A 12,263-nucleotide genomic window follows, 5' to 3' on the forward strand; every position below is an offset into this window, starting at 1 on the left:
CGAAGGCGGCGCGGGGGGGGTTAACGGAGCCCGGTGAGAGAGGCTGCGACCGCCCGTTTGAACGGCGTGAAACGCTCCCCGAGTTCCACCATGCCGCGGCGCAGCCAGCGCGCGGGCACGTGTTCGCGCGTGTAGAGGGTCGCCACGGCGTGGGTGGCCATGTAGAGGCCGCGCGCCGCGCGCTGGTGGACCAGCTGGTAGCGCTCCAGCAGCTGGGGCGATGCGATGTCCTGCCCGTTCTGGTGGGCGCTGATCAAGGCTTTTGAGAGCGTGTCGATGCTGCGCAGGCCGAGATTGAAGCCGTGTGCGGTGACGGGGTGCATGCCGACCGCGGCGTCGCCCACGACGGCGAAGCGCTGGGCCACGAAGCGCCGGGCCCACACCCCCACCAGCGGGTAGGCGTGGCGTGTGCTGACCAGGCGCATGTCGCCCAACTGGCCGTCGAAGCGGCGCGTCATCTCCTGGTTGAAGGCGACGTCGTCCAGGCCCAGCAGCGGCTGGATGGCCTGGTGCGGCAGGGTCAGCACCACCGAGGAACGTGGACGGCCGCTGACCGGGTCGGGGTTCATCGGCAGCAGGGCCAGGGTCTGGCCGTGGTCGAACCACTCCCAGGCGGTTTCTTCGTGCGGCCGCTCGTGGGTCATGTTGCAGACCAGCATGGTGCGGCCGTAGTCGTGCATGTCGGCGGCGATGCCCATGGCGCGGCGGGTGCTGGAGTGGCGGCTGTCGGCGGCCACGACCAGGCGGGCCGACAGGGTCTCTCCGCCGGCCAGGGTCAGGCGGGCCGACTGCGCGTCGGTCTGGATGCCGGTGACCTGCTGGCCGCAGCGCAGCTGGGGTGCCGGTCCCTCGCCGTCGCCCATCGCGGCCTCGAACGCGGCGCGGCGGATGTGGTGGTTGGCAACCAGGAAGCCCAGCTCGGATTTCGGGCTGAGGTCGTGGCCGATGCGCATGCGCGATTGCGCCCCGCCCACGCCGCCGTCGAGCACCAGCGCGTCCTTCAACGGCGCGATGTTCTCGTCGCCGAGCCGTGGCCACAGGCCCAGCTGGCGCAGCAGCTCGGCGCTGTGCTGGGTCAGCGCGATCTCGCGGCCGTCAAAAGCGGGTTTCTGCAGCGATTCGAGGGGGCTCTGTTCGATCAGGGTGGTGCGCAGGCCGCTGCCGCGCAGCGCCCGGGCCAGGCTCAGGCCGGCCGGCCCGGCGCCCACGATGAGGAGGTCGTGTTCCATGGCGCGGCAGCTTACGTGTGTGCCACGGCCACGGGATTGACTCAGGTCAACGGGCACAAAAAAGCCCCGGCGAACCGGGGCTGTGAGGGCTGAGGAGAACCGTTCAATGAAGGCTGTGACGCATCAACTGGCCTTGGCACCGGGGCCGTCGCAGCCCATGCCGCCGCCCATGGCGCCCATGCCGCCGTGGCCGCCTTTGCCGCCCATGCGGTGTTCACCCTTCATGCCGGCGCGGTGGAAACCGCCGTGGGCCTGGGTGTCGAACACCTTCTGCTGCTCAGGCGTGAGCGCGGCGTAGAAAGTCTTGACCGCCTCGATGCGCTTGGCCATCGCGGCATCGCGCTCGGCGCGCAGCGCCTGCATCTTGTCCAGGCGCTGCGGCGTGGTCAGCTGGCTCCAGTCTTCCCGGGCCATACCGGGCGCGCCGGCCGGCGGGTTCGGCGCGGTGCCGGCGACGTAAGCGTTCCAGGCGGCTTCCTGCGAGGCGGTGATCTTCAGGGCCGACTTGAGCTGCGCCTGGTGCTCGGCGTGGCGCTTGGTCATCTGCTCCAGGCGCTGGGCGCGGCGCTCTTCCCACTGCTTGCTGTCGGCTCCGGCCTGGGTCCCCTGGCCGCGCTGGCCCATGTGCTGGGCGTGCATCTGCGGGTCCATGCCGTGGTGCTGGCCCATGCCCTGGGCGATGGCGGTGGCCGAGACGCCTGCGATGCCGGCGAGGATGGCGGCGACGACGAGGCTGCGTTTGGCGAAGGGTTTCATGCGTAGGCTCCTTGAGGTTGAGGGGGCGGACACCGGGGCGGGATGCCGGGGTGCCATGGGTTCAGTGTCATACCCCCGTGTGTACCGTTGTCTGCCCTTGTGATGCTGTCCGGTAAAGATTTGTTCCAGTACCGGCGCGCTGGGGAGCAGGGGGTTTGATCCTCGTCAAGGATGGGCCAGGTCGTCCAGGATCGGGCAGTCGGGCCGCTCGTCGCCGGGGCAGTGGCACAGCAGGGTGTGCAGGCTGCGCTGCATGGCCTGCAGCGCCTCGATGCGCTGGGCCAGGTCGTCGTGGTGCTTCTGGGCAATGCGCTTGACGCTGGCGCTGCTGCGCCGCCGGTTTTGCCACAGGCCGACCAGCTCGGTGATGGCATCCAGCCCGAAGCCCATGTCGCGCGCGCGGCGGATGAAGCGCAGCGTGTGCACGTCGGCCAGGCTGTACTGGCGGTAGTTACTGCCGGTGCGCGCCACCGCGCCCAGCAGCCCCAGCGACTCGTAGTGGCGCAGCATCTTGGGCGAGATGCCCGAGAGCTGCGCGGCGGTGCCGATGCTGACCGGCCAGCGGATGGCCGCGTCCTGAACGGCGTCGCTGTCCGAGACCGGAGTGCCGGCCGGATCGGATTTCATGCGGCGACCTGGTATCCCTCTTCCCGGATCGCGGCCGCCACCGCTTCGCGCGGCTGGGCGGTGTTCACCTCGACGAGGTTCTGCGCGCGGTCGATCTTGACCTCGGCCTGCGGGTCGAGGGTCTTGATGGCCGTCTGCACGGCGCGTTCGCAGTGGCCGCAGGTCATGCCCTGCACGGTGAAGGTCTGTTGGCTCATGGAGTGGCTCCAGTGGATTGAAAACAGCGCAATGATGCACCTTGACATGGTGTCAAGGTCAAGTGGCCTCGGTGGATACACCTTGTGGCTTGACCTTCCCATGGGGGTAAACCTTATGCTCACCCCATGAACTCAGTCACGATGGAATTGAACGACGACACCTGCCAGATCGACCTGGGCATCGGTGGCATGACCTGCGCCTCCTGCGTCTCGCGCGTGGAGAAGGCCCTGCGCAAACACCCGGGCGTGGAGGCGGCGACGGTGAACCTGGCGACCGAGTCGGCGCGCATCGTCTACCGCGGCAGCGACGCCACCCACGCCGCGGCACTGATGCGGCGCGCGGTGCGCGACGCGGGCTACGAGCCGCGCGCGATGGACGCGCCCGAGGTGGAACAGGAGCGTCTGTGGGGCCTGCCGCTGGACCTCTGGCCGGTGGTGATCGGTGCATTGCTGTCGGCGCCGCTGGCCCTGCCCATGGTGGGCGACCTGTTCGGAAAACACTGGATGCTGCCGGCCTGGATCCAGTTCCTGCTGGCGACGCCGGTGCAGTTCTGGCTGGGCGCGCGCTTCTACAAGGCCGGCTGGCACGCGCTCAAGGCCCTGACCGGCAACATGGAGCTGCTGGTGGCCATCGGCACCACGGCGGCCTGGGCGCTGTCCACCTGGCTGTGGTTCAAGGCCGAACCTGGCGAGATGGTGCACCTCTACTACGAGGGCGGTGCGGTGGTGATCACCCTGGTGCTGCTGGGCAAGTGGCTGGAGGCGCGCGCCAAGCGCCAGACCACCGACGCGATTCGCGCGCTGCACGCGCTGCGGCCGGAAAGGGCCCACCTGGTGCCCGATGGCGTCAGGCGCACCGAGATGAGCGAAGTGCCGGTGGACGAACTGCTGGCGGGCGACATCGTGCGCGTGCTGCCCGGCGAACGTTTTCCGGCCGACGGCGAGCTGCTGCTGGGCGAGACCCAGGCGGACGAATCCATGCTGACCGGCGAGGCGATGCCCGTGCCCAAGCGCCCGGGCGACCGCATCACCGGCGGCTCGCTCAACGGCGAGGGCTCGGTCGAGATCCGGGTGAAGGCGGTCGGCGCGCAGAGCGTGCTGGCCCACATCATTGCCCTGGTGCAGGACGCGCAGGCCGGCAAGGCGCCGGTGCAGCGCATGGTGGACCAGGTCGCGGCGGTGTTCGTGCCGGTGGTGCTGGTGATCGCGCTGGTCACGCTGGCGGCCTGGCTCTGGACCGGCGCGCCGATGGAGGACGCCCTGCTGCACGCGGTGGCGGTGCTGGTGATCGCCTGCCCCTGTGCGCTGGGCCTGGCGACGCCCGCGGCCATCATGGCGGGCACCGGCGTGGCGGCGCGCCACGGCATCCTGATCAAGGACGCACAGGCGCTGGAGATCGCGCACAAGGTGGACACCGTGGCCTTCGACAAGACCGGCACGCTGACGGTGGGAAAACCGCGCCTGCTGCTGATCGAGGCCGTGTCCGGGGCCGACGAGGAGGCGGTGCTGGGCGCGGCGGCGGCGCTGCAGGCGCAGAGTGCCCACCCGCTGGCGCATGCGGTGCTGGAGGCGGCCACGGCGCGCGGCCTGGTGGTGGCCGCCGACGCGGCCCGGGAGGTGCAGGCGGTGACCGGCCGCGGCACGCTGGGGCAGATCAAGGGCGTGACCCTGGCGCTGGGCAGCCTGCGCTGGATGGACGAACTGGGTGTGCCGCTGGGGCCGCTGGCGCTGTCGGTGCACCGGCACCAGGCCGATGGCGCCACGGTGTCGCTGCTGGCCAGCCGTGCGGGCGAGGACCAGCCCTGGTCGGCCCTGGCCCTGCTGGCCTTCGGCGACGAGCCCAAGCCCGGTGCGGCCGGGGCGCTGGCGGCGCTCAAGGCCCAGGGGTTGAAGACCTACATGGTCTCGGGCGACAACCGCGGCGCGGCCGAGGCCATGGCGCGGCGGCTGGGCATGGACGTGGACGGCGGTGCGGTGATCGCCGAGGTGCTGCCGGGCGACAAGGCGGATATCGTCAAACGCCTGCGCGAAGAAGCGGGGGCCGGTCACACACACACCGTGGCCATGGTGGGCGATGGCGTCAACGACGCGCCGGCCCTGGCCGCCGCCGACGTGGGCATCGCCATGGGCAGTCGCGAAGGCGGGTCCGACGTGGCCATGCACGCGGCCGGCATCACCCTGATGCGCGGCGACCCGGCGATGGTGCCGGCGGCGCTGGACATCTCGCGCCGCACGGTGAGCAAGATCCGGCAGAACCTGTTCTGGGCCTTCGCCTACAACGCGGCCGGCATCCCGCTGGCGGCGCTGGGCTACCTGAGCCCGGTGCTGGCCGGCGCGGCGATGGCGCTCAGCTCGGTCAGCGTGGTGAGCAACGCGCTGCTGCTCAAGCGCTGGAAGCCCGGGCGCTGAGGCCGCGTTGGCCGCGGGTCACTGCCGCACGGCGTCGGCCGTGCGTTCGGCCACCGGACTGGGCGGGGGCGGTGCCTCCACCAGAGGCTGCGCGGGCCGGTAGCCGTCGAGCGCCTGCCGGGTGTCCAGTTCGCGCATCTGGCGGAAGCCGTTCTGGAACAGGATCTTCTGCCCGTCGTTGCGCAGCTGGGCGTGGGTGACCTCGCCCAGCGCGGCGCGGTGCTCCAGCAGGTAGTTCTGTGACGACTCGGCGATGCGGTCGATCTGGTCGCCGCTGAACCGGCCATCCGTGCGCAGGCCGTCGACCATGCGCTGCAGGGAGGCCGAGCTGGTGGCGTCCAGCGCCGGCGCAATGCCCAGCGCCTGCAGGGTGGGGTGGTCGCCAAAGCCGGTCGGGGCCAGCCGGTTCTCGCGCTGGAACTCGGTGAGCAGGCGCTCGGTGCCCGCGCCGAAATCGCTGTCGTCCTTGAGGGACTTGCCGTTGCGCTGCAAGGCCTGCTGCAGCAGCCGAACGTCGTTGCCCTGGTCCCCGCGGTCGAGCACCGAGGGGTCGTTGACATCGCGCCGGTACGCGGCCAGCGCGGTCTGGATCTCGGGGATGTGGCGCTCCTCGGAAGGGCGGTAGCGGTCGCTGGCGACCTGGCGGTGCGCGGCCTCCATGGCGAGGGCGTTGCCGGGCTTCTGGAAGTTCTCCTGGTACTGGCGGGCGAGTTCGCCGGCTTTGTCCGCGTCGTAGTTGGGCACCGAACCGTTCAGTTCGGCCACTTTGTTCATGAACCTCTCATAGTCCGCTCCCCCCTTCAACGAACCGACCAGTTCCCGGTACGAGGCAGGGTGCTGGTTGGCGTTCTTTGCGAGGATGCACAGCACCTCGAAGCGGCGCTGTTCCGGAATGTGTTGGCCATGCTGGTCGATGACCTCCTTGGCTGCGTCGGCCACCGCCTGGACCTGTGGAAAGTCGATGTTTCTGTGAATCCACTGCTTTCCTGCATCTGAACCCGCCCAGGCGTTGAAGGTGTCCCGGTGCTCGGCGGAGATGAACCGAATGGAAGGTCGGTTCCGCTGGCCGTTGCCATGACTGAGCAGATCGCTTCTCAGTTCAGCGAGGCCGGCCCTGTCGTCGGGGAAGGGCAGCTGGTGGGTACGGGCATAGGCCGAAGTCTGGGTGATCACCGCATCCACATAGGTGGTCTCTCCGGGCAGGAGAGACCTGCCGTTCACGGCTCCCAATGGCCAGGTGCCACGCTGCCCGAGGTCGACCTGGATGGACCCGAGCGAATAACCACTGTTCGCTGCTACGGCAGAGACGGTTCCCCATTCCTGGGGGCCCACCCCGGCGACGCTCAAGCGGTACGAGGCAGGGCCTCCTTCGGTGCCTCGTCCCACGACGAAGTACACCGCTCCGGCACGTTGTGCCGCGTCATTGATATCGATGTGTTTCATTGTCTTTCCCCCTGAATCGGTCTCTCTGGACCGTGGTGCTTATTTGCCGAGCCTGGTGATGGTCAGGTGGCGTTGCAGCTGCTGGCGACGCTGTGCGGTCCAGCGGATTTCGTTCTCGTCGACTCCCATGTCCAGTCCCTGCGGGTCGTAGACGCTCTGTGCCAGGGTGCCTTCCTGTTCGATGAACGTCTTCCATGCGTTCTGGGACTTCGTCAGCTCGGCCCGCTGCGACTCGTTCAGCTGTCTGGCCAGGGCTTCGTACAACTGGTTCAGCTGATCCTTCTGCCAGGCCAGCTCTTTCTGGATGCACGGCGCCTGCTCCACGCGCCCGTTGGCCTTCTTCATACAGTCCAGGTAGGTCTTGCTTTCCAGCTGCCCGAGCGGGGGCGGGGCTTCCGGGGTTTCGCTGGCGGTGGTGGCGCAGCTGGCGGCGCCCAGGGACAGGGCGAGGAGGGCGATTCGGATGGGTTTCATGGTGGGTGGTGTGACAGCGGTGGACAGAACCAGGCAAGGCCCGGGAACCCCAAAAATGCTAGCACTTTGGTATGCAACGACTTGTAAGACCCACCCCCTTCGGCGGGTGCCGCCCCGCGAGGCTTGACATGTATCAAACCCCCTGGCACCCGGTTCCGCCATATTCGGGGAACCATTCGCCGACCGGACGGTCGGCTATGCACAGCCGGAGACAACACCCATGACCCACGAAGCCCTGCGCGTCATTCGCGAAGAACACGCCACCCTGGCAGCCATGCTGCAGTCGCTGATGCAGCTGGTGCGGCGCGGGCCCGAGGTCAACGGTCTGGACGATTCCGGTCGCTTTTTCGATGTGCTGCGCGCGATGCTGTTCTACATCGACGAGTTCCCCGAGCGGCACCACCACCCCAAGGAGTCGGACCTGCTGTTCCCGCGCGTGGTCAAGGCCGCACCGCACACCATGGCCACCATCGACCAACTGGAGCGCGACCACCTGCGCGGCGAGCCCCGGGTGCGCGAACTCATGCACATGCTGGTGGCCTGGGAACTGCTGGGCGACGGGCGCCGGGCGGCCTTCGTCGACGAGGTCACGCGCTATGTCGACTTCTATCTGGAGCACATGCGGCTGGAAGAGACCGTGATCCTGCCGGAGGCCGAGCGCCACCTCACCGAAACCGACTGGCACGCGCTCAACGCCGCCTTCGCGACCAACCAGGACCCGCTGAACGGCCGCATTCCGCGCGACCCGCAGTTCGACCGCCTGTTCACCCGCATCGTGATGAAGGCGCCGGCGCCGGTCGGTCTCGGCGGCTGAAGGAGGGCCCCACGCTCCGCCGCTGCGCGGGTCGCGGTTGCCTTGACGCGCCACAATGGGCGGATGCCCCTTTCCTCGCCGCACGACCCCATTCCCTACGGGCGCCTGGCCCTGGCGCTCTCGCTCGGTGCGGCGGTGTCGCTGGGCATCACACGCTTTGCCTACGGGCTGCTGCTGCCACCGATGCGCGAGGACCTGGGCTGGAGCTATGCGCTGGCCGGGTCGATGAACACGGCCAACGCCGTGGGCTACCTGCTCGGCGCGATGGCCATGGCCCGGCTGCTGCAGCGCACGTCGCCCAGCCGGCTGTTCGTGGTCGGGGCCGTGCTGGCCACGCTGTTCATGGCGGCCAGCGGCTTTTTCACCAGTGCCGCGGCGCTGCTGCTGCAGCGGCTGCTGGCGGGTGTGGCCAGCGGCCTGGTGTTCAGCACCGGTGGCCTGCTGGCGGCGCGGCTGGGGACGCGGCAGCCACAGCGCAGCGGCCTGCTGCTGGGCCTGTACTACGGGGGCACGGGCATCGGCATCGCGCTGTCGGCGCTGGGGGTGCCGCTGGTGCTGGACATGGCGCAGGGACGGCCGCACGCCTGGTCCTGGGGCTGGTGGGCGATGGCGCTGCTGTGCGCGGGCGCCACGGCGCTGATGGTCTGGCCGGCCCGGGTGCTGGACCGGCTGGAGGCCGCGCCGCCCGTGGCCGCCAGCGGTGCCGCCGGGCTCACGGAGGCTCCGCGCCGCTTCCGCTGGCGCGACTTCGCCTTCGGCCTGCTGGGTTACATGGGCTTCGGCATCGGCTACATCGGCTACATGACTTTCGTGATCGCGCTGCTGCGCGAGCAGGGCGCCAGCGCGGCGGCGGTGTCCACCTTCTACGCGCTGCTGGGCCTGGCGGTGATCGCGTCCTCGCGCATCTGGGCGGGCCTGCTGGACCGCCACCGCGACGGCCAGCCGCTGGCGCGCCTGAACGCGCTGCTGGGGGTGGCCGCCATCGTGCCGGCGCTGACCACCGCCTGGCCGCTGCTGCTGGCCTCGGGCCTGCTGTTCGGCGCGGTGTTCCTGTCGGTGGTGGCCAGCACCACCGCCCTGGTGCGCCACAACCTGCCGCCGACGCAGTGGGCGGCCGGCATCAGCGCGTTCACCGTGACCTTCGCAGCCGGGCAGATCGTTGGCCCCACGGTGGTGGGTTTCATCGCCGACGGCCCCGGCGGCCTGGCGCGCGGCCTGGTGTTCTCGGCCGGCGCGCTGTGGCTGGGCGCACTGCTGGCCTTGCGACAGCGTGCCCTCTGAGGTTTATTTGGCCAGACCCTCGGCCTTGAGGGCTGCCTGCACGGCAGGGCGCGCGCCGACGCGTGCGCGGTAGGCATTCAGGTTGGCCAGGCCGCTGATGTCCACGCCGACGAAGGCGGCCCAGTTGGTGACGGTGAACAGGTAGGCGTCGGCCACGCTGAAGGCGTCACCCAGCAGGTATTGCTTGCCGGCCAGCTCGCCGTCGACCCAGGCCAGGCGCTGCTCCAGGCGGTCCTTGAAGGACTGCTTGGCTTCGGCGGGCATGGCCGGGTTGAACAGGGGCGAGAAGCTCTTGTGCAGCTCGGTGCCGATGAAGGTCAGCCACTCCATCAGGCGGTAGCGGCCCAGGGTGCCGTAGGCCGGGGCGAGGTTCTTCTCGGGCGCCTGGTCGGCGATGTACTGGACGATGACCGGGCCTTCGCGCAGCTTCTCGCCGTCGGCCATCACCAGCAGCGGCACATAGCCCAGCGGGTTGATGGTGTAGTAGTCGGTGCCGTCGGGCAGCTGGTGGGTCTTGGTCGGGGCCGGGATGGCCTCGAAGGGCAGACCGGATTCGTGCAGCACGATGTGGGGCGAAAGCGAGCAGGCGCCGGGCGAGTAGTAGAGCTTGAGCATGGGGGTCTCCTTGGTGTGAACGACGAAAGCGGGTGATGCTATCGGGCCGCCGGGTTTTCTGCTGACAGCGGGTCTGGCCCGGCTCGCGGGGCTTCAAGTGGTCCTGTCGAATGGCTTGCTTCGAAGTATCTTTCAGGCCACTTGGGCCCCGGCGGCCCGTCACTTCCTACGATCCATGGCCACCGGTCAATTCGCTTTCGCCCTCAACACCAACCGCTTCCTGGCCTGCGCGCCGCTGGCGGACCAGCCGTTCGCCATCTCGGGCGTGCCCTACGACGGCGTGGTGACCAACCGCCCTGGCGCGCGCTTCGGGCCGCAGGCGATCCGCGCCGCCAGCCTGATGCTGTGCGACGGCATCCACCCGGTGTTCGACGTCTCGCCGCTGGAGCTGCTGGGCGATGCGCTGGACATGCGCCTGCCCAACGCCTCGCCGCTGCCCGAGGTGCGCGCGCACATCGAGAGACAGGCGGCCGAGCTGATGGCGAAACACCACTGTGTGTTCCTTGGCGGCGACCACTCGGTCACGCTGTCGCTGCTGCGCGCCGCCCGTGCGAAGCATGGAGAGGCCCTGGCCTGCGTGCATTTCGACGCCCACTGCGACACCTGGACCGACCATTTCGGCGAGCCCTCGGGCCACGGCACCTGGACCTATGAAGCGATCCAGGAAGGCCTGATCAGCGCCGAGCACACGGTGCAGATCGGCATCCGTTCGCCCGGCGTGCGCGCCGCGCGCGAGTACGTGGCCGACCAGGGCGGGCAGATCTTCACGGCGCGGGCGCTGCGTGGTCTGGACGGCGCGGCGCTGGGTCCCGTGCTGGCAGCGATCCGCGAGCGCATCGGCGACCGGCCCTGTTACCTCACGCTGGACATCGACGTGCTGGACCCGGCCTTTGCGCCAGGCACCGGCACACCCGAACCGGGCGGCCTGACCAGCGCCCAGGTGCTGACCTTCATCGAGGAACTGGCCGGGCTGAACTGGGTGGGCATGGACTGCGTCGAGGTGGCGCCGGCCTACGACCACGCCGAACTGACGACCAATGCGGCCGCCACCTTTGTCTGGGCCTATCTCTGCGGCCAGGTCGCCAAGCGCACGACGGCCTGACCATGTTCGCGCGATCCCTCACCGGCTCCGACACCCAGCTCAACCAGAAGAGCTACTACGAGGCCAGCGTGGTCCGGCCGGCGGCCTGTGCGCCGCTGGAAGGGGCGGTCGAGGCCGACGTGGTGGTGGTGGGCGGCGGGTTCGCCGGGCTGTCGGCGGCGCTGGGGTTGCGGCAGAAGGGGTTGAGCGTGGTGCTGCTGGAGGCCGACCGCATCGGCTCGGGCGCCAGCGGCCGCAACGGTGGCCAGGCCATCGTCGGCTACGCCAGCGGCCAGGGACCGTTCGAGGCGCAGCTGGGCGCGGCGGACGCGCAGCGCGCCTGGGACCTGTCGGTGGAGGCGGTGGAACTGATCGAGCAGCGCATCGCGGCGCACGGCATCGATTGCGACTGGCGGCGCGGCTACACCTACGTCGCCGATTCGCCAAAGAAGGCGCGGGCCCTGCACGAAGAATTCGAGGACCACAGCCGGCGCGGCGTGGCCTGCGACTGGGCCGAGGGCGCGGACGTGGCGCGCTTCATCCGCAGCCCGCGCTACGTGGCGGCCTTCCGCGAAAACACCTCGGGCCACCTGCACCCGCTCAAGTACGCGCTGGGCCTGGCCCAGGCGGCGCGGGCGGCGGGCGTGCGCATCCACGAGCACTCGCCCGTGACGGGGCTGGACCGCGGCCGCACGCTGGTGGCGCGCACCGCCCGAGGCCAGGTGACGGCGCGCTTTGGCGTGCTGGCGGGCAACTGCATGCTGCCGGAGTTCGGGCCGGCGGTGGCGCCCGAGATCGCGCCGCGCATCATGCCGGTGGGCACCTACATCGTCGGCACGGCGCCGCTGGACCCTTCGCTGTGCGAGCGCCTGATCCCCGGCCGCGCGGCGGTCTGCGACAACAACTTCGTGCTCGACTACTTCCGCTTCAGCGCCGACCACCGGATGCTGTTCGGTGGCCGCGTGAGCTACACCACCATGACCCCGCCCGACCTGAAGGGCGTGATGGCGCGGCGCATGGGCGCCGTGTTCCCCGAGCTGAAAGCTGCGCCGGTGGAGTACGTCTGGGGCGGTTTCGTCGACATCAGCATGAACCGCGCGCCCGACTTCGGGCGGCTTGGCGACAACCTCTACTACCTGCAGGGCTTCAGCGGCCACGGCGTGGCGCTGACCGGCCTGGCCGGCCAGATGGTGGCCGAGGCGGTGGCAGGGCAGGCCGGCCGCTTCGACCTGTTCGCGCGCCTGAAGCACCACGCGTTTCCGGGCGGCCCGCTGCTGCGCACGCCCACGCTGGCGCTGGGCATGCTCTGGCACCGCATGAAGGATGTGATCGGCTGA

The 12,263-nt window shown here is 69.9% G+C and carries 12 protein-coding genes; 5 read left to right on the forward strand and 7 right to left on the reverse strand.

Annotated features, from left to right (window positions below):
• Window positions 1-20: 20 nt before the first annotated feature.
• The 4 genes from ubiM to HPS01S_RS05395 form a co-directional block, all read right to left on the reverse strand.
• Window positions 21-1,229: a 5-demethoxyubiquinol-8 5-hydroxylase UbiM gene (gene ubiM, locus HPS01S_RS05380; RefSeq protein WP_066152088.1), complete on the reverse strand. Its 1,209-nt coding sequence runs from the start codon at window positions 1,227-1,229 to the stop codon at window positions 21-23.
• Window positions 1,230-1,352: 123 nt separating this feature from the next.
• Complete coding sequence (locus HPS01S_RS05385) at window positions 1,353-1,985, reverse strand: Spy/CpxP family protein refolding chaperone (RefSeq protein ID WP_066152091.1); 633 nt, start codon at window positions 1,983-1,985, stop codon at window positions 1,353-1,355.
• A 165-nt stretch (window positions 1,986-2,150) separates the two neighbouring features.
• Window positions 2,151-2,612, reverse strand: coding sequence for a MerR family DNA-binding protein (locus tag HPS01S_RS05390; RefSeq protein WP_066152094.1), 462 nt, complete (start codon window positions 2,610-2,612; stop codon window positions 2,151-2,153).
• Window positions 2,609-2,809 carry a heavy-metal-associated domain-containing protein gene (locus tag HPS01S_RS05395; protein WP_066152097.1) on the reverse strand — a complete coding sequence of 67 codons (201 nt, stop codon included), beginning with the start codon at window positions 2,807-2,809 and terminating at the stop codon, window positions 2,609-2,611. Before HPS01S_RS05395 ends, HPS01S_RS05390 begins: the two co-directional genes overlap by 4 nt.
• 126 nt (window positions 2,810-2,935) lie before the next feature.
• Here HPS01S_RS05395 and HPS01S_RS05400 point away from each other — a divergent pair, with 126 nt between their 5' ends.
• Window positions 2,936-5,218 (forward strand): heavy metal translocating P-type ATPase, encoded by a 2,283-nt coding sequence (locus HPS01S_RS05400; protein WP_066152099.1) that lies wholly within the window; start codon window positions 2,936-2,938, stop codon window positions 5,216-5,218.
• An 18-nt stretch (window positions 5,219-5,236) separates the two neighbouring features.
• Here HPS01S_RS05400 and HPS01S_RS05405 read toward each other — a convergent pair whose 3' ends face one another.
• Entirely contained in the window at window positions 5,237-6,661 is a 1,425-nt protein-coding gene (locus HPS01S_RS05405; protein WP_084397078.1) for a peptidoglycan-binding domain-containing protein, read from the reverse strand.
• 39 nt (window positions 6,662-6,700) lie between these two features.
• On the reverse strand, window positions 6,701-7,135 hold the full coding sequence (locus HPS01S_RS05410) for a lysozyme inhibitor LprI family protein (RefSeq protein WP_066152103.1): 435 nt from the start codon (window positions 7,133-7,135) through the stop codon (window positions 6,701-6,703).
• Window positions 7,136-7,355: 220 nt separating this feature from the next.
• Between HPS01S_RS05410 and HPS01S_RS05415 the strand changes: the two genes are divergently transcribed.
• Both HPS01S_RS05415 and HPS01S_RS05420 read left to right on the forward strand, forming a co-directional pair.
• Window positions 7,356-7,949: a hemerythrin domain-containing protein gene (locus HPS01S_RS05415; RefSeq protein WP_066152108.1), complete on the forward strand. Its 594-nt coding sequence runs from the start codon at window positions 7,356-7,358 to the stop codon at window positions 7,947-7,949.
• Between the two features lie 63 nt (window positions 7,950-8,012).
• Window positions 8,013-9,230 carry a YbfB/YjiJ family MFS transporter gene (locus HPS01S_RS05420; protein WP_066152112.1) on the forward strand — a complete coding sequence of 406 codons (1,218 nt, stop codon included), beginning with the start codon at window positions 8,013-8,015 and terminating at the stop codon, window positions 9,228-9,230.
• Window positions 9,231-9,233: 3 nt separating this feature from the next.
• Here the strand turns inward: HPS01S_RS05420 and gstA are convergent, their stop codons facing one another.
• A complete protein-coding gene (gene gstA / locus HPS01S_RS05425; protein WP_066152115.1) occupies window positions 9,234-9,845 on the reverse strand; it encodes a glutathione transferase GstA in 612 nt (203 codons plus the stop codon).
• 175 nt (window positions 9,846-10,020) lie between these two features.
• Between gstA and speB the strand changes: the two genes are divergently transcribed.
• Together speB and HPS01S_RS05435 are read left to right on the forward strand one after the other, a co-directional pair.
• Window positions 10,021-10,947 carry an agmatinase gene (gene speB, locus HPS01S_RS05430; RefSeq protein ID WP_066152117.1) on the forward strand — a complete coding sequence of 309 codons (927 nt, stop codon included), beginning with the start codon at window positions 10,021-10,023 and terminating at the stop codon, window positions 10,945-10,947.
• A gap of 2 nt (window positions 10,948-10,949) precedes the next feature.
• Entirely contained in the window at window positions 10,950-12,263 is a 1,314-nt protein-coding gene (locus HPS01S_RS05435) for an NAD(P)/FAD-dependent oxidoreductase (RefSeq protein ID WP_066152120.1), read from the forward strand.

Origin of the sequence: Hydrogenophaga pseudoflava NBRC 102511 (assembly GCF_001592285.1) — a bacterium.
GTDB classification, from domain to species: domain Bacteria; phylum Pseudomonadota; class Gammaproteobacteria; order Burkholderiales; family Burkholderiaceae_C; genus Hydrogenophaga; species Hydrogenophaga pseudoflava.